This window comes from Hymenobacter sp. (genome assembly GCF_036388155.1).
In the GTDB taxonomy this organism is placed as follows: Bacteria; Bacteroidota; Bacteroidia; order Cytophagales; family Hymenobacteraceae; genus Hymenobacter.
On record NZ_DASVSI010000070.1, the window covers coordinates 19,141 to 36,466 of the forward strand.

Genomic DNA, 17,326 nt, shown 5'->3' on the forward strand with positions numbered 1-17,326 from the left:
CTCTTTTGGCATTCATTCGGCGCATGGCCGACGCTCGGTTCTGACCCTAGCGGCCGGCCACGTCCAGCAGCTTGGTGTTCTTGCGCAGGGTGCGTATGACAACGAAGAGCACGGCTCCGGCAACAAACAGCACTTTCCAGAGGTCATCGACGGCAAAGCGCCGCTCAGCAAAGAAGTGGCTGATGCCGTTCAGGGCGGCGAAGGACAGCAGGATGGCAAACAGGCCATGGGTTTCGCGCTTCAACACGTTCTTGAACGCGAAGGGCATGCCCGAGGACACCCACTTCGAAAAGCAGGGCAGAAAAGCGGGGGTTCGGCTGGCCCATTCTTCGTAGCGGGCCGAGTACTTGCGGCGTAAGAACTCCTCCTCGGCGTACATAATCCGTTCGTAGTACAACCAATACGCCAGGCTGCAAATCAGCACGAACCACCACACCCCGATGAACATGAACAGGCCCAACCACATCAGAAAGTTGCCGAGGTAAAGCGGGTGGCGAACCACCGAATAAATGTCGGTCTGGTTCAACGATTCGGCCACCTGGCCCTCGTTGGTGTTGCGCCCCGAAGTTCCTTGTGGGGCAAATCCGATGGTGACGGAGCGCACCGCCAGCCCCGCCAACGAGACCAGCAAGCACACCGTGCCCCAGCCTTCGTGCGTGATGTAGCCGTGCACCGTGTCGCGGTGGAAATACATAATGGCAATGGCGAAAGGATACAAAAGGGTGGGCAGCCAGCTTCGGTTCTTAAAGAGCCAATTTCCGTCTTGCTCAAATTCTTCTCGCAACGGCATAGGGTTGTGCTTAAGTTAATGGAACGACAAATATGGGTGCAATACGGCGTTTCTGAATATTAAAATTGAATTAGCGTCACATTCTGGTGTTTATTATTGTAAATCAAATACTTATAGTAAACTAGCCTTATACTATGTATCTAACAGGAAGTTGATTGGCTCACGTGGGCGGTCTAGGTGGCCTCAGGCCAGGAAAATGGTGCTGGCGTGGCCATGCTTGCTGGCTCTGGTGGCGCCTGGGAGCCACACACCGTGACCCAGGTTTCGTAGTCCACGTCGGGAGTTCTTTTTTAAGGTGCCTAGCCCAGTGGCGCCCGTGCGTTCTGGCTTGTCGCCCGGTGCTTTCATATTTGCCCTATGTTTTCCGAACCCACCTACCTCACGGCGCGCATGGCCGCGCCCATGGTCGAAGCCCACTTTGCGCGCCACCGCGCCGCCACCGCCGAAGACCCCGCCCGGCTGGCCGCCCCGCCCGAAGCCCAGTGGGTAGAAGCCGCGATTGACGTGGCGTTCTGGGCCAGCCTGCGGCGGGAGGAAGGGCACCCGCCGCGCATTTCGCTGGCCTTGCTGCCGCCCGAGCAGGCCCGCCAGCCGCTGGTGCTGGGCCAGCGGCGCCAGCTCACGCCCTACAACCTGCTGAAAATGGCCCCCGCCGTGGAGCAGCCCGGCATCCACCTGGGCGTGTGGCACGACGCCGACGGCCTCTACGTGTGGGGCACGGCCACGGTGGTGCCGCCCCTGTGCTTCGTGCTGGAGGTGGTGGAACCGGGCCTGCTGGTGGTGAAACACCGCCGCACCGGCGGCTTTGGCAAGTACGTGAACGTGGCCGTGCTCCGCGGCGACCGCTTGCAGCTCGTGGACGAAGAAAACGTGGGCCTGAGCGACTGCCCCGCCGTGCGCACCTTCCTGCCCGGCCGCAGCCTGCCCGCCGGCACCGGCGAAACCGACAACGCCCTGCTGGGCCTGGCGGCGGCCATGCGGGCCCACGGCCGCGGCGGCCTGGTGCTGGTGGTGCCGCCCGGCTCCAGCCAATGGCAGGATTCGGTGGTGCACCCCATCACGTATGTGGTGGCGCCCACTTCGCAGGGCAGCCGGGCGCGCCAGCAGCCCGGGCAGCTGCGGCGCCGGCGCCAAGACATGCTGCGCCGCAACATCGACGTGGTGGGCGGCTTCACGGCCATCGACGGGGCCACCGTCATCACGCAGCACTACCACCTGCTGGCGTTTGGCGCAAAAGTGGCCCGCGCCCGCACCAGCACCCCCGTCGACAACATGGTGCTGACCGAGCCCGTGGTGGGCAGCGAAGCCCAGCACCTGCACCCCGCCCAGGTGGGCGGCACGCGGCACCTGGCCGCTGCCCAGTTTGTGCACGACCAGCGCGACGCCGTGGCCCTGGTGGCGTCGCAAGACGGCTACTTCACGGTGTTTGCCTGGTCGGAAACGTTGCAGCAGGTGCACGCCCACCGCATCGACGTGCTGCTTCTGTAAAGAAAAAAAGCGTTTGAAACCGGCCGCTGACTAATGGTCGTAGCTCACCACGCGGGTAATTTTCCAGGCGCTACCTTGCTGCTGCCACACCATCACGAATTTGGAGTTGCCGCAGTCGTCGCGGCCGTTTTCGACGTGGCAAAACTGTTGCGTCGCGATGTGCATGGCCCCGTAGCCTTGCACGGGGTACACCTCCAGGCTGCCCGGCACCAGCGTGCGGGTGATGTCGGGCGACTGGGCGAACAGGCGCGTAAAGCCTTCTTTGGTTTGCGTGAAATTGGCCAGGCCGCCTTTGTCGTGGTAAAACTCCAGGTTGTCGGCGAAGTAGGACGTGAGCTTGTCCACGTCTTTGGCGTTGAAGGCGGCGAACATCTCGGCGTCGAGCTGCGCCACTTTTTGCTTGAGCTCATCGGGAGCGGCAGCGGGGGCGGCCGGCGGCGCCGCCACCCCGGGCGGGGGAGTGGCCGCGGCCTTGCCCGGGCTCCGTTGCTGGCTCCAGGCCGTGCCCGTGGCAAAGAACAGCGGTAAGCTTAATACGAGTGCTTTACGAAGCATGGCAACTGAATTTTAGCGCTGAACTGTGTCAAAATACCGAAAGCCAACCCTGCTGCTTCAACCAGCAGCTTGTGCCAGAAGCCCAGCCCGTTGAGCGGCCCCGCAACCCTAAGGTACTTGTGAATGCCGAGGCGGGATAAGACGCCAGCGCTCCTCAAATGGCGCTGCTGGTCAGTTAACGCCGCAGCCGGCTTGCTGGCGCCAGCGGCCGCAGCTTAACAGTAGCCTTCGTAACGACACTGCTAGCCGGCCGACGTTTGCCAACGAAGGAAACCTTCGCGCCCGGGCTTGCGAATAACCTAGCCGCCTGGGCACCGAGAGACGCACCTTGTGGGCGGCCCCCATCCCAGCAAAGTCGCATTTTACTTTCTCTGGTACCGTATTTCTCTGTTTCACCATGGGCAAAGGCAAAAAGAAGCACTCGAAAAAAGAAGAAGTGACCGAGGACATCCTGGACGTTGCCGCCATCTCCGTGCGAAAGTTTCGGAAGGTGACCAAGGAGATTCACAAGCTGAGCACGGGCCAGAAAATAGTGGGCGGGCTCGCCCTCGTGGCCGCCGGCCTCGCCTACCTGGCTAAGCAAGAGTCCGACGCGGCCGACAAGCAACCCGCCGCCAGCGCACCCACCCCCGCAGTGCCGCAGCTGGCTTTTTCCGCCGAGGCGCAGCCAGCCGCCAAGGACGCCGCCGACGCGCCCACCAAGCCGACTTCTTCCCACAAAAGCCGAAAGCCCGCCAAAACAAAACACGACAGCTGAGCGGCTGCCGGGCGCGATTTCTTGCGCCTCACGGCGGCGGCGCTTTCCGGCCATGCCATTCATTCAACTCAACCCACAGCCATGAAAAAGACCAAGAAAAACAAAGGCGCCAAGAAAACCACCCTGCTGGGCGGCGCGGCCAAATCCCTCAAAAACCTGGGCAAACGCAATAAAAACGGCGGCCTGAGCACGACCCAGAAAGTGGTGGGCGGCGCCGCGCTGGTAGTCCTTGGGCTGAGCTACTGGAACACCCGCCGCAAGGCTGGCGCGTCCACAGCTCCCGAGACGACCCCAGATGCCACCGCCGCCGAAGAAAACCTGGCCGCGCTAGACGGCAACGCGTGATTTTCAGGGAAAAGGCTTGGGGCATTCAGAGACCATTCATTAAACATTCTCAAACGGCCATGCTAAGCGGAGTCGACGAAGCGGTTTAGGAAATATGCCGTTTGCCGGTCCGACGCGCTAGGCGTCCGACCGGTTGTCGTCCGCGCCGCCTGAGCCGCCCTACTGTCCCCTTTCAACGGCAACCGGTCGGACGCCTAGCGCGTCGGACCGGACGGCGCCGACCTGCGAAACCGCTTCGACGCATGACGTTGATTGTTAACGAATTTGTCTCCCGAAAAGCTTTCGGTCGTCAGCAATGACCAACTGTACAACAACGCGAAAGCGGCCGCTGCTCCTAGAGCAGCGGCCGCTTTCGTATTGGGGCGGGGCGAAGGAGCTTACTCGGCGGCAGGCGCGGGCGGCGGGGTGCTGCTGGCCATGCGCACGCGCACGGCGTTGGGGCCTTTGGGGCCCATTTCTACTTCAAAAGTGACTTTGTCGTTCTCGCCAATGGTGATGCCCGACAGGCCGTTGGCGTGCACGAAAATGCTCTCCTGCGTCTGCGAGTCCTTGATGAAGCCGTAGCCTTTGGAAGTGTTGAAAAACGTGACGGTGCCGGTGCGCTGGGTGTCCTCGGGCTCCCGGTCTTCCTGCTTGGCCACGCTGATGCGAATGTCCTCGTCCTTGATGACGCGCTTCTTGGTGGGGTCGGGGGGGGTGGCGGTGATGTTGCCGTTCTCGTCCACGTACGCAAACATTTCTTCTAGCGCAGCCCCAGATTTCGCGTTGGCTTGGCGCTCGGCCTTGCGCTCCTCCTTCTCGGTTTTCTTTTTGGCGCGCTTCTTCTCGTTGTCTTTTTTACCAAACGTCTCTTGTGACCTACCCATAGTGTTGTGCTGCTGATTCGTTGTATCTGTTTTGGCCTGGTGCGGGTGAGGTAAAACAGAGGAGTGGATTATGACGAAGATACGCAATATCTAAGGCGAAACGCACGGCCTGCCTAAATAGCCGCCGACCACCGCGTTTTTCGCCAGGTTTCCTGCTGCTCAGGGGTGAGAAAAGTCCAGGCCACGAGGCGGCTTTTCTTCTGGCCCTGGGCCATGTCGATGGTGCGCACGGCCGTGGCCCCGGCCGTTTTCAGGGCCCGGTACACGCCCGGCAGGGTGTCTTTCTTCGACACCAGCGTGGTAAACCAGTAGCAGGTGCGGGGCCGCCGGCTGCTTTCCTGCACCATGCGGCGGATAAACCCGGCCTCGCCGCCTTCGCACCACAATTCGTTGTGTTGGCCGCCAAAGTTCAGGGCCGCCCGGGGGCCGCGCCCGGTGCCCAGGTTGGTGCCAAGCCCGGCCACTTTGCGCTGGGCCCCGGCCGATGCCTCGGCCGCGGAGGCATGAAACGGCGGGTTGCACATGGTGAGGTCGAACAGCTCGCCGGCCTGGATGAGCCCGTCGAAAATGCGGCTGCGCACTGGCTGCAGCCGGCACTCGATGGCCCCGGCCAGCACCGGGTTGGCGGCCTCAATCTGCTGGGCGGCGCGCACCGCCAGGCCGTCCACGTCGGAGCCCACAAAGTGCCAGCCGTAGGCGCGGCGGCCGATGATGGGGTAGATGCAGTTGGCGCCCACGCCCACGTCGAGCACCGTGATTTCTTCGCCGGGCGGCAGGGTGCCGCCGTTGCTCTCGGCCAGCAAATCGGCCAGATAATGGATGTAGTCGGCCCGGCCAGGGATGGGCGGGCACAGGTAGCCTTTCGGAATGTCCCAGAATTCGATGCCGTAGAACTGCCGCAGCAGCGCCCGGTTCAGGGCTTTCACCGCCGCGGGGTTGGCGAAATCAATCGACAGATTGCCGAACTTGTTGGGCTGCACGAAGCCGGCCAGCTCCGGGTTGGCTTTGCTGAGCTGGGGGAAGTCGTAGGGCGCGCGGTGGGGGTTGCGCGGGTGCAACGCGTCTTTTTCCGCCAAGGGCGCGGCAAGTGGGGTAGTGGGCTTCTTCAATGTAAAGTCAATAATTTTAAACGGCCGTCATCCTGAGCTTGCGAAGGACCTTATCCAGCCAGAACGTTAATCGTGCGACGGTGAGAAGGTCCTTCGCAAGCTCAGGATGACAGACACGAAAAATCCTGAATTGCTAGCAGCTTCGTCGAGCCGGTTAGGTGGTTTTGTACAGGTACCAACCTTCGCCCAGGGGCTTGAGCACGATGAGGTGGTCGGGCGTCATGGCCGGCAGCTGCGTGGCTTCGGGCTGGTAGAGAAAGCCCACCGTGCTGGTCACCTTGCCGCCGATGACGAACTCCAGGCAGCTGGCGCAACCCGTTTCGCGGCGCCGCACGCGGCCCAGGTACAGCTTGCGGAGCAGGGCGTGCACGGCGGGGTCGGCGTTGGCGGCTTGCTCGCCGGCGCTGTCGGCGGCGAAATACTGGCCGGCTTGCACCAGGCGCAGCACCTTGCGGAAATCGGCCCGGTTCTTCCGGAAGTGCGCGGCGATGTCGGCGTCGGAGCTGGTCCACAGCTTGAGGTTGCCCAGGGTGAAGGCGTGGCTGGCCTCGGGGTGTTTGAGGTCGTACTGGGCTATTTCGGCCCGCGGCATGGCCGCAAGCAAGTCCACCATGGGCGGGCCCAGGTGCGTCATGGCCAGGTTGCGGATGGCCCGCAGCTTCCAGGTTTCGCCCTCTTTGGCGAAGTGCAGGTAGAAGTCGCGGCGCTCGGCGGGGTCGCGCAGCTCCACGGCCACCACCGCCGTGCTGGGGCCCTGCTCCAGGAGCTGGCAGGTGCGGCGCAGGCGGCCCGGAATCTGCTGGCCCAGGGTTTCGCGCTTGGCCTGGCCCGCGGCCTCGCAGCAGAGGTAGTCTTTCATGTCGGGCCAGCCCGTGGGCGCTACAAATTGCTCGGCAATCTGCAGCGGCTCCAGCGGCGCGAAGGCCCCCACGGCCCGGGGCAGCCACAAACACAGGGCGAGGAGGAAGTACTTCATGAGCAAACCTAACCCCAAAACGGTCCGCATTGATTCCAGCCGGCGGCCGGGACCTGTGCCGGGGCCGGCGTTTGTTTCTTTGCCGCCATGAACTACCGCTTTTCGCTGCTGCTTGCCTTGCTGATGGGGAGTATGCTGGCGCCGGGGCCGGCCGCGGCACAAAAACCGCCCCTCACCCGCCAGCAGTACCAGGAGGATTTTGATTTCCTCTGGAACACCGTCCGCACCAACTACTGCTACTTCACCCAAAAACAAACCGATTGGGCGCAGGTCCGGGCCCTGTACCGCCCGCAGCTCGACACGCTAACTAGCCGCCAGGCTTTCGTGCGGGTGCTCGAAAATGCCTTGGCCGAGCTCTACGACAACCACGCCGGCCTAAGCACCAACCGCCCCGACTCGCGCCGCCTGGTGCCCACAAGCACCGACACCTGGGCGGAATTCGTGGGCGGCCGCGCCGTGGTGCAGGCGGTGCGCCCCGGGTTTGGGGCCGCCCGCAGCGGCGTGCGGCCGGGCATGGTCGTGACGGCGGCCAACGGCGTGCCCATCGACGACGCCATTAAGCCGTTTCTGCCCCGCACGCTGCGCCAGCCCGATGCCGCCGCCCGCAATTTTGCCCTGCTGCAACTGCTGGCCGGCAACCACCTCACGCCACGGGTCTGGAGCCTGCTGGCCAACGGCCGCTCCCTCACGGCCCGTCCCGACGAGGCCGGCATGCAGTTGGAAAACATGCCGTACCCGGCCCGCCTCGAAGCCCGCCGCCTGGGCACTATCGGCTACCTCAAAATCAACAATTCCCTGAGCGACAACGGCATCATCGCATCGTTCGACAGTGCTCTCACGGCCCTGCTCAACACGCAGGGCCTGATTCTGGACCTGCGCGAAACCCCCAGCGGCGGCAACACCACGGTGGCCCGTGCCATCATGGGGCGGTTTGTGAGCAAGGAAGGCCCCTACCAGCGCCACGAACTGACGCGCGAGGAAATGCAGACTGGCGTGCGCCGAAGCTGGGTAGAAATAGTGTCGCCGCGGGGCGTGCGCTACTCGGCGCCGCTGGTGCTGCTGGTGGGGCGCTGGACCGGGAGCATGGGCGAGGGCCTGGCCGTGGGCTTCGACGCGCTGGGCCGGGCCACGGTGGTGGGCACCGAAATGGCGCAACTCAACGGCGCCATCTACTCCTACACCTTGCCTCACTCGGCCATCCGCTTCGCCATCCCCGCCGAGCGGATTTTCCACGTGAAGGGCCAGCCCCGGGAGGCCTTCCGCCCGCCCGTGTACGTCGACTTGAAGACCACCAATCCGTCCGCTGCGCCCGACCCGGTTTTGCAAACGGCCCTGGACCAATTGCGCCGTAAGAAATAGGAAGCTGGTGGAGTTCGCAAAAATCAGGGTAGAGACGCAATATTTTGCGTCTCGCCGTTGAACGGTTACAACCGCACAGTTCGGGCGTCATCGTTCAACGACGAGACGCAAGATGTTGCGTCTCTACCCTGCTTCGGTCGCTGGCCATTTACCCCAAACAGTTTCTAAGCTAACGTCGGCGAAAAGTTACCGGCGCGGGGCCGGGCCTTTGCTGCGGCCGCTGGGTGAGCCCTTCGACGCTGGGCGACTGCCGGTGGCGCTGGGGCCCTTGCTCTTGGGCCGGGCCGGGCCGCCCGCGCCGGGCTTGGCGGGGCGCTTGCCGGGGCCGGCCGCCTGGGGCTTCTCGGGGCGCGGGCCCCACCAGCCGTTGCTGGATGGGTTTTTCTGCGACGGCGGGCCGGATTTGTGGGCGCGCTTGGCTTTGGGTTCTCCTGTTCCGGTTGGTTCCTGAGCGGCTTTGGTAGCGGGCTTGGAGTTGCGCCGGCCGCCAGAGGCGTCTTCGGTGCCGCTCGACTTTTCCACCATTTTCATGATGCCGGCCAGCTCTTGTTCGGTCAGCTCCCGCCAGTCGCCCACGGGCAGGCCTTTCAGGGTCACGTTCATGATGCGCACGCGTTCGAGCTTCACCACTTCGTAGCCAAAATGCTCCACCATGCGGCGGATTTGGCGGTTGAGGCCCTGCACCAGCGTGATGCGGAAGATGTACGGGGTTTCCTTCTGCACCAGGCAGGGCTTGGTGACGGTGCCCAGCATGGGGATGCCGCTGGCCATTTCGTCCAGCATGCGGTCGGTGAGAATGCGGTCGACGGTGACGACATACTCCTTTTCGTGCTTGTTGCCGGCCCGCAGAATTTTATTCACGATGTCGCCGTCGCTGGTCAGGAAAATCAAGCCCGACGAGTCCTTGTCGAGCCGGCCAATGGGGAAGACGCGCGCCGCGTGGTTCACGTAGTCCACGATGTTACCCCGCACGCCCGGCTCCGAGGTGCTCGTGATGCCCACCGGCTTGTTGAACGCCAGGTACACGGCGTCTTCGACCTGCTTTGGCTCCAGCTTGTGGCCGTTCACGGTCACGCGGTCGCGCGGCCCTACCTGGTCGCCTATTTGGGCGGGCTTGCCGTTCAGCAGCACCAGGCCCTGCTCGATGTAGCGGTCGGCTTCGCGGCGCGAGCACAGGCCGCTTTCGCTGATGAATTTATTGAGGCGGGTGGAAGACGGTGAAGGCATGGGCGCGAGCGCAGGATTAAAAGCTGAGGATTAAACGGAAAAAGTGGGCAGGAAGAGCCGTTCAGCTCTTTACTTTTAACCCTCAACTTTTACCGCATCTTCAGAGCAAAGGTACCTCAGCGCGTAGCGGCTTCCTGCTGCGAGGCGCTTAGTCGTCGGTGTAGGCATCGCCGCCTATAAAAATCAGGTTACTGGACGGTCGGGCCGGTGCGCCCGAGGCCCCGATGGCAAAGGACTTGCGCACGGTGCGGCCGTCGGCGTAGGTCAGCGTGAGGGTGTGGCCTTGCAGGCGCTAGGTGCCGCTGGCGCTGCGCCGGTTGCCACCGGCGGCGTTGGCGGAAACGATGCCCGCGTCCGAGCCCTCGCTGAAATGACTGCCGTCGAGGAAATTTATTTTGGAAATGACCAACGACGTGGCCCCGCCCACACTGCCGCCGCTGGCATTTTTATAGGTGCGTTTCAGCGGCACGGCGCCCGCCGCGTAGGCCGGAAACCAGCTGCCCGTGCCCAGGGTGTAGGAGTTCGACTGGCCCTTGTGGTTGGTCAGAACCACGGTGTTGCCGTTTTTGCGCCAGGTGCCCCAGGCCGCGGGGCGCCGGGCTTTGTCGGCGGCGGGGTTGAGGGTTTCGAGGGGGCCGTCGCCTACGTCGCAGTACTGCCCGCTGGCCAGCAGGGCCACCGGCTCGAAGGCGATGCCCCCGTAGGCGTCGCTCACGGAGCGGAAAAACCACTGCGCCCCGGCCGCCGCGCCCGTGCCGCTGGGAGCCGCTGGCGCGGCGGCTGCCGCCGGGCTCGCGGGTGATGCCGCCGCACTGACCGCCGCAGTGGCCGGTGTCCCGGTTCCGGCCCCGCTTTGCACAAAGCCCCGCTCCGTCAGGGTCAGGGCATTCACGTCCATTTTAAACAATTGCTTGAGCTGCACGGCTGCCCCTTGCCGAAACGCCGTCAGGTCGGTGGGCCGGCCTTGGGTGGCGCCCACGTAGAGCAGCACGGTTTGCAGCTTCAAAAACTCGCCCAACTCGGCCGTGGTGCTGGCTGGGCGTCCGGCCAGGGCGCGGGCTGCCGCCGGGGCGTACTGCGTGCGCACGGCGCTCACCAGCTTGGGCGGCAAAAATGCCCCGCCCGGCACCTCGCCGTGGGCCACCCGATAGGTGCCCACCAGGTAGGCCGCGAAGGCATCGGCCACGTCGTTTTCCCGCAAGCCGGAGCCTTGAATGGCCTTCGGGTAGAGCAGGCTGAAGTCGGCCGGCCCGCCGGGTCCGAACGTGCCGGGCAGCTTGGCGGCCAGGGCAGGGTTGCTGGCCTTGAGGCGCCGGGCCTGCGCTTCGACGGCCGCGCGGCGGGCACTGGTGGAAGGTATGTAGGCCAGCCGGACGGCACTGGCCGAGTTGCTGGCGGTGCTGTTGGCGGTGCCTTTGCCGCTGGCGTTTTTGGCGGCGGCCATCACGGCGGCGTTGTTGAGCGTCGTGAGGCTGGTATTCATGGCGCTGCTGGTGAAGTTGTCCATGGTCAGCTCCACCGACTGGGCGCGGGCGGCGGGGGCGGCCGTCAGCAGCAGGCCAGTTAAGGCCGCGGTGTTGAAAGAAATGGTCATAGCGAGCCGGAATAAGGGCTTGGAACAACGAAGCCGCCAGCACCCAGCGGCGGCTTTTAGGGCGGGGCCAGGCCGGGTGCGTGGGCAGCGAGTAAAGCGAAGGCCGGACCGGTGTTGCCACCCAAACCGCGCCGTTGTGGTAAATGACCAGGTAGAGAAAAATGAGGGCATTAGGTGACAGTTAGGGTTTTACGGGCTTTAGCGCAGCGGGTTAGCCAAGCGTATGCTAAATCCTGCGCCGGGCAACCCGCCTTGGCCGGAACCGTTAGGAAAAGCTCATCCTTTCCCAACCGCTGCGTTTTATGTCTGACAAACCCACCATTTTCCCGCCCCAAAGCCAGGACGCGGGCGCCGGCAAGCCCGGCCTCGAATACAAGATGACGCCCGAGCCCGAGTTCATTCGGGAAGGCTACAAGGGCGCCGACAAGCTCAAGGGCAAGGTGGCCCTCATCACGGGCGGCGACTCCGGCATCGGGCGCGCCGTGGCCGTGCACTTTGCCGTAGAGGGCGCCGACGTGGCCATCAGCTACTTTCCCACCGAGCAGCAGGACGCCGAAAAAGTGCAGGAGATAGTGGTGGGCCACGGCCGCCGCTGCCTGCTGCTGCCCGGCGACCTCAAGCACCCCGCTTTCTGCAAGGAAATAGTGGACCGCACGGTGGCCGAGCTGGGCGGGCTGAACATCTTGGTGAACAACGCCGCCGAGCAGAACTGGCACGACACGCTCGAAGAAATCAAGGACGAGGAGCTGGACAGCATCTTCAACCTCAACATCATTGCCATGTTCCGCATCACGCGGGCCGCGCTGCCGCATCTCACCGAGGGCGACTCCATCATCAACACGGCGTCGGTGAACGGCTTCAAGGGCAACGAGATGCTGCTCGACTACACCTCCACCAAGGGCGCCATCACGGCCTTCACGCGGGCCTTGTCGTTGCAGCTCATCAAGAAAGGTATTCGGGTGAACTCGGTGGCGCCGGGGCCTATTTGGACGCCGTTCATCACGGGCGTGGGACTCATGAAACTGCCGCTTTTTGGCCACGACGTGCCCATGGGCCGCGCCGGTCAGCCCTCAGAAGTGGCCCCGTCCTACGTGTTCCTGGCTTCGGAAGACGCCTCGTATTTCTCGGGCCAAACGCTGCACCCCAATGGCGGCTCGGTGGTAAACGCCTAAAGGCCACAGTGAGGCAGGAACACAATCGTGCGTTTCTGCCTCACCAAGCTGTGCCGAAATCCGGGGCGCGAACCTCGCAACAAGCGCCACCGTATCAGGCCATAAAAATGGCTAAATGGCCGTTTTTATGTAGTTAAAATCCCGCTTACATGAACCATAAATTGTTCGGCCTGCTGGCCGCTGCCTCGCTGGCCACTGCGGCCTGCTCGCAAGAAAAGACGACGGAGACCGTCACGACCACGCCCACAACCGACTCGAACACCGCCGTCGTAACCTCTGATACCTTGGCTGCTTACGACGACGCCCGCCGCCTCTCGGCCCGGGTGGCCGAAGACCTCAAGCTGACCGACACCGTGGTGGTGACCCGCATCGAAAAGACGTACTACACCCGCGGCCGCCGCTTGGGCGAACTCGAAACCCGGTACGCCACTGACACCACCGGCCGCTACGCCGCCGTGCGCCAGGTCAACGACCAGGCCGATGAGGAGGTGCGCACCACGCTCAACAACCCGGAGTACTACAACACCTACTCCTCGAACCGCGCTTCATACGGCGACGGCCCGTACTCGCTGGCGCCGGCCCGCGTGAGCCCCGCGCGCCGCGCCAACGGCGTGAGCCAGGGCACGGCCATTAAGAAGCTGGAGCGCGAAGGCGACGGCGACCGCAAAACCAAGTACATGAACGACGCCAAAGTGAAGGTGGACGACGACGGTTCGCGCAAAGTGAAGCTGGCCGACGGCACCAAAATCAAAACCGACGAAGACGGCAACCGCAAGGTGAAGAAGCCGCTGTTCGACTAAACGGCGACTGCGTTTTACGCGAAAAAGGCCCGCTTCAACGTTGGAGCGGGCCTTTTTTGTGGCCGTACCTGGGGCAGGTTGGTGTCTCGGCTTTGGTTGGGTCGATGCTTGGGTGCTCCTAATCGATGGCCATGCGCTGCGCGTCCTCCACAGCAGTGGGATGCAAACTCTTATTATTCAAGCGGGACTTAACAACTTTCCAATACCGGTTTATTCAGTTTAAACACCTAGGAGGTTGTAGTTTGCAGGCTAATACGCGGAGTTTAATTTTAGCCTTTTCATGGTCACCACAGCGGGAGTTTATAATCGGAGCGGAGAAGCTACGGGCCGACCTTTTTACCGCGCTTCTGGCTGGCTGCGGCTGTGGGCGTTGGCGGGGGCGTTGCTCGCCGTGGCCGGCCGAACCCAGGCCCAGGCGACGATGGAAAATCTGGCAATCCAGGTCAGCGCCGTGGGCTTGACCGGCCCGGCCCGCATTAAGCTAACCTGGCCCGCCGATGCGCAGGCTACCAGCTACAGCATTTCCCGCACGACAAAGGACCAGGCTGGTCTGCCAAGCGTAAACCTGGCCTCGTTGCCGGGCACCGCGGTTGAATTTATTGACAACAGCGCCGCCCTGGGCACTACCTACCAGTACGCCCTCAGCAAAAGGAGCAATGGAGAGCGAGGGCTGGGGTTCGTAGTAGCCGGCATCGAGGCTGCCGCCGTCGAAAGCCGGGGCGTGCTGGTGCTGGTGGTCGATTCTACCCACGCCGCGTATTTGGCCGCCGACATCGAGCGGTTGCAGCGCGACTTGGTGGGCGACGGCTGGCGCGTGCTGCGCCACGACGTGGCGCCCACCATGCCGCCGCCGCAGGTGCGCGCCCTCATCCGGGCCGACTATGCGGCCTCTCAAATGCTGGTGCAGGCCGTGCTGCTGCTGGGGCACGTGGCCGTGCCGTACTCCGGCAACATCTCCCCCGACGGGCACCCCGACCACGACGGCGCTTGGCCGGCCGATGCCTACTACGGGGACTTGAATGCCACCTGGACCGACATCGGCACCAACGTTGGCGCGAGCCGCCCCGCCAACCGCAACGCTCCCGGCGACGGCAAATTCGACCAGTCCGATTTGCCGGCTGAGGTGAGACTGCAAATCGGGCGCATCGACCTGGCCAACATGCCCGCCTTTGGCTTGCCCGAGCGGGACTTGCTGCGGCGCTACTTGCAGAAGGACCACGACTACCGCCACAAAGTATTCGCCGTGGCCCAGCGCGGGTTGGTGGATGACAATTTTGGGCTGAGCACTGGCGAAGATTTTGCCAACAACGGCTGGCGCAATTTTGCTCCGCTGTGTGGGGCTGCCAACGTGGTGGCCGCGGATTACCTCAGCACCCTGCGCACCCAGGACTACGCCTGGGCCTACGGCTGCGGCGCCGGCAGCTACACCACCATTGCGGGGGTTGCGAGCACCGCTGATTACGCGGCCGGGCCGGTGAAAAGCGTCTTCAACATGTCCTTCGGCAGCTATTTTGGCGATTGGGACAACGAAAACAACGTGCTGCGCGCGCCCCTGGCGGCCGAAGGCTACGCCCTGACTAACTGCTGGGCGGGGCGGCCCGATTGGTCTTTTTGCCACATGGGCATGGGCGAAACCATTGGCTACTGCACCCGGCTGTCGCAGAACGGCAGTTTTGGCTCCCGGGGAATGTTTGGCGCTCGGTCGGTGCACGTGGCCCTGATGGGCGACCCCACCCTGCGCCAGCACGTGGTGGCGCCTCCCGCTGCGCTCACCGCCACGGCCAGCGCGGGCCAAGCCAATTTGGCCTGGGCCGCCAGCCCCGACGCCGGCGCCGGCTACTACGTGTACCGCGCCAACACCCCGGCCGGGCCGTTCTTCCGCCTCACGCCGCAGCCCACTGCGGCCCTCACCTTCACGGACCCGGCCCCGCTGCCCGGCACATCCACCTACCTGGTGCGGGCCCGCCAACTGACGACGGGAGCCTCCGGGTCGTACTACAATTTGAGCCAAGGGGTATTTGTTGACTTCACGACGGTAACGCCCAGCGCGAACATCACCTGGCAAGGCACCCAGAGCGTCGACTGGAACACCGCTGCCAACTGGAGCACTGGCGCCGTGCCCACCACCTACGACGTGGTCACGATTGCGGCGGCGACGCCTTTCGCGCCCCGCGTGGCCGTGGCCGCTACCGTGCGGGCGTTGGTGCTGGCTCCGCAAGCGCAACTGACCGTTGCCGCAGCCGGTAGCCTTCAGGTGCGCACCACCGTGCAACTACAGCCAGCCGCTGGCTTGCCGGCAACCACTCTGGCCCTGGCGCCGGGCACGGCCGCGGCTCCCGGTGGCCGCCTGCTGCTGCCCGACCACGCCACGCCGGAGTCGGGGGTGGTGCTGCCGGCCGGCACGTCCCTCACCGTTGGCAATTACGCCGAAGTGAACCTGATGGGGCATTTTGCAGCCACGGGCGGCACGTTGTTGTGCAGCCAGCGGGGCAAATTGACATTTGCCAACGACCCCACGGCCACAACCTTTCGCCTCGAGCACACCATCACCAGCACGGCTCCTGTGGCGGTGGGTGTTTTGGCCATTGACGGCGCCGCGGAAACGCTGGTCCTGAATGGGCCCGTCCACGTGCTGGGCCAGGTGCTGAATCCGGCCACCATCATCACCAACGGGCAGCTGACGCTGCGTGCCGGGCCCGGGCAGCAAGCCCGAATGACGCCCGTCGTCCCCGCCGTGGGCCGCGCGCTCACGCTGGGGGCGTACACCGGCAATGTGCGGGTGGAAGTGTACGTCGATGGCAGCAACGCCGGAGTGAGTCACCGCCAGCTCTCAGCGCCGGTGGCGGGCGGCACGGTCAGCAGCTTTGCCACGGCCTCGTTCGCGCCGGTGGTCAATCCGTTGTTCAACACCCAGGGCAGCGCCGTCACGCCTGCTCCCACCGTTTTGCGCTACAACCAGGCACGCATTGGCATGACCGGAGTACCGGGGCCGGTCGGGTTCGACCAAGGCTGGCTGTCGCCCGCGACCCTGACGGAACCTTTGGTGGCGGGCAGCGGCTACGCGGTGCACATGCCGGGCAATGCCACGCTGAGTTTTAACGGGCCGGCCGTCACAACCACGCGGTTCTCAAAGTCCGGCTTGGCGCGAGGCCCCGCCGCCGACGCCGGGTGGCATTTGTTGGGAAATCCCTACGCTGCGCCGCTCGACTGGGACCTTGTCATGAGGGCCGGAGTGGGCAATTACTTGGCCACTGTTAACAAAGCGCTCTACCTCTTCAAAAGCAACGGGCCTTACGCGGGGGCGTATTCCAGCTACCTACCGAAGCAAGATACCTTGGCCGGCATTAGCGTGAACGGGGGCACCAACGTCGTGCCGGTGGGGCAGGCTTATTTCGTGCGCAGGCGTCTTGTCTCAACCAGCGGTTTGGTGTCCTTAACCCCGGCTATCCTGCTCACGACACCCGATTCGACTTCCGGGCATGGAGGCGTTGCCGAAACCCGGCCGCGGCTCGTGCTGGCCCTGCGCAACGGCGCCGGTACGTTGGCCCACCAAACAGCCATCTACTTTCAGGATGGCGCCACGGAAACCCACGACCCTAGCTACGACGCCCTCTACTTGGCCAGTACCGGCCAGCCGCTGGCCTTAACCTCGACCAGCGGAGCAGAGGCCTTCAGCATCAACGGCCTGCCGGTCCTGGACAGCACCAACGTAGCGGTACCCTTGCAGATGAGCGCCGCCACGGCAGGCACCTACCAGCTAGCCGTTGATGCCCTGGCCAACCTTCCCGCCGGCTACCGCGCCTACTTGCTGGACGCTGTCGGTGGCACTTACACCAACCTGGCGACAACGCCCGTTACGGCAGTGCCATTGGCCGCCGGAGTGCCTTTGGTGGGGCGTTACAGCGTTGTATTCTCGAAACAAACGCTGGTGCTGGCTACGGCTACGGCCGCTCTGGCGGCGCTCGTGAGCCTGGCTCCAAACCCAGCCCATCACCAAGCCTCATTAGTAGTACCCCGGGCCTTGCGTGCCCGGCAAGCAACCACCGTGACCATTCTCAACACCCTGGGCCAAACGGTGGGACAGCATCGTTTCGGGCCTGCTGCCCCCGAAATGCTGGACTTGTCGCTCGTCGGCCTGGCTCCCGGCTTATACATTGTGCGGGTGCTCACCGCGGTGGGTACCGTGAGCCGGCGCTTGGTGGTGGAATAGTGAAGCGCTGCCACCCGCGGCTCTATCATGAGCTCTCTGCCGTTCCGCACGCGGCTTTTGGCCGCCGCAAACCCACAA

At 64.1% G+C, this 17,326-nt stretch carries 14 protein-coding genes; 7 read left to right on the forward strand and 7 right to left on the reverse strand.

Translation table 11 applies throughout. The features are described 5' to 3' along the window. Positions 1 to 46 precede the first annotated feature (46 nt). A complete protein-coding gene (locus VF629_RS10115; RefSeq protein WP_331058359.1) occupies positions 47 to 694 on the reverse strand; it encodes an isoprenylcysteine carboxylmethyltransferase family protein in 648 nt (215 codons plus the stop codon). 453 nt (positions 695 to 1,147) lie between these two features. Here VF629_RS10115 and VF629_RS10120 point away from each other — a divergent pair, with 453 nt between their 5' ends. Then, entirely contained in the window at positions 1,148 to 2,278 is a 1,131-nt protein-coding gene (locus VF629_RS10120) for a putative sensor domain DACNV-containing protein (protein ID WP_331058360.1), read from the forward strand. A gap of 30 nt (positions 2,279 to 2,308) precedes the next feature. Here the strand turns inward: VF629_RS10120 and VF629_RS10125 are convergent, their stop codons facing one another. Continuing rightward, positions 2,309 to 2,833: a nuclear transport factor 2 family protein gene (locus VF629_RS10125; RefSeq protein ID WP_331058361.1), complete on the reverse strand. Its 525-nt coding sequence runs from the start codon at positions 2,831 to 2,833 to the stop codon at positions 2,309 to 2,311. 397 nt (positions 2,834 to 3,230) lie between these two features. On the opposite strand from VF629_RS10125, the gene VF629_RS10130 reads away from it, so the two are divergent. Continuing rightward, positions 3,231 to 3,590 (forward strand): hypothetical protein, encoded by a 360-nt coding sequence (locus VF629_RS10130; protein WP_331058362.1) that lies wholly within the window; start codon positions 3,231 to 3,233, stop codon positions 3,588 to 3,590. Between the two features lie 81 nt (positions 3,591 to 3,671). After that, entirely contained in the window at positions 3,672 to 3,935 is a 264-nt protein-coding gene (locus VF629_RS10135) for a hypothetical protein (protein ID WP_331058363.1), read from the forward strand. Positions 3,936 to 4,312: 377 nt separating this feature from the next. On the opposite strand, the gene VF629_RS10140 is transcribed toward VF629_RS10135, so the two are convergent. The 3 genes from VF629_RS10140 to VF629_RS10150 form a co-directional block, all read right to left on the reverse strand. Further along, a complete protein-coding gene (locus tag VF629_RS10140) occupies positions 4,313 to 4,801 on the reverse strand; it encodes a cold shock domain-containing protein (protein WP_331058364.1) in 489 nt (162 codons plus the stop codon). A gap of 113 nt (positions 4,802 to 4,914) precedes the next feature. Further along, positions 4,915 to 5,910 carry a 23S rRNA (adenine(1618)-N(6))-methyltransferase RlmF gene (gene rlmF / locus VF629_RS10145; RefSeq protein WP_331058365.1) on the reverse strand — a complete coding sequence of 332 codons (996 nt, stop codon included), beginning with the start codon at positions 5,908 to 5,910 and terminating at the stop codon, positions 4,915 to 4,917. Between the two features lie 154 nt (positions 5,911 to 6,064). Continuing rightward, positions 6,065 to 6,886, reverse strand: coding sequence for a hypothetical protein (locus VF629_RS10150; protein WP_331058366.1), 822 nt, complete (start codon positions 6,884 to 6,886; stop codon positions 6,065 to 6,067). An 87-nt stretch (positions 6,887 to 6,973) separates the two neighbouring features. Here VF629_RS10150 and VF629_RS10155 point away from each other — a divergent pair, with 87 nt between their 5' ends. Beyond that, positions 6,974 to 8,245, forward strand: coding sequence for a S41 family peptidase (locus VF629_RS10155; protein WP_331058367.1), 1,272 nt, complete (start codon positions 6,974 to 6,976; stop codon positions 8,243 to 8,245). Between the two features lie 186 nt (positions 8,246 to 8,431). Here the strand turns inward: VF629_RS10155 and rluF are convergent, their stop codons facing one another. Beyond that, complete coding sequence (rluF, locus tag VF629_RS10160; RefSeq protein ID WP_331058368.1) at positions 8,432 to 9,472, reverse strand: 23S rRNA pseudouridine(2604) synthase RluF; 1,041 nt, start codon at positions 9,470 to 9,472, stop codon at positions 8,432 to 8,434. 292 nt (positions 9,473 to 9,764) lie between these two features. After that, positions 9,765 to 11,066 (reverse strand): hypothetical protein, encoded by a 1,302-nt coding sequence (locus tag VF629_RS10165; protein WP_331058369.1) that lies wholly within the window; start codon positions 11,064 to 11,066, stop codon positions 9,765 to 9,767. 302 nt (positions 11,067 to 11,368) lie between these two features. Between VF629_RS10165 and VF629_RS10170 the strand changes: the two genes are divergently transcribed. From VF629_RS10170 to VF629_RS10180, 3 genes are all read left to right on the forward strand, one after another. After that, on the forward strand, positions 11,369 to 12,238 hold the full coding sequence (locus VF629_RS10170; RefSeq protein ID WP_331058370.1) for an SDR family oxidoreductase: 870 nt from the start codon (positions 11,369 to 11,371) through the stop codon (positions 12,236 to 12,238). 149 nt (positions 12,239 to 12,387) lie between these two features. Continuing rightward, the gene (locus VF629_RS10175; protein ID WP_331058371.1) at positions 12,388 to 13,038 is read left to right on the forward strand and encodes a hypothetical protein; all 651 of its coding nucleotides are present in this window, start codon (positions 12,388 to 12,390) and stop codon (positions 13,036 to 13,038) included. A 280-nt stretch (positions 13,039 to 13,318) separates the two neighbouring features. Further along, entirely contained in the window at positions 13,319 to 17,248 is a 3,930-nt protein-coding gene (locus VF629_RS10180) for a T9SS type A sorting domain-containing protein (protein WP_331058372.1), read from the forward strand. Positions 17,249 to 17,326 lie beyond the last annotated feature (78 nt).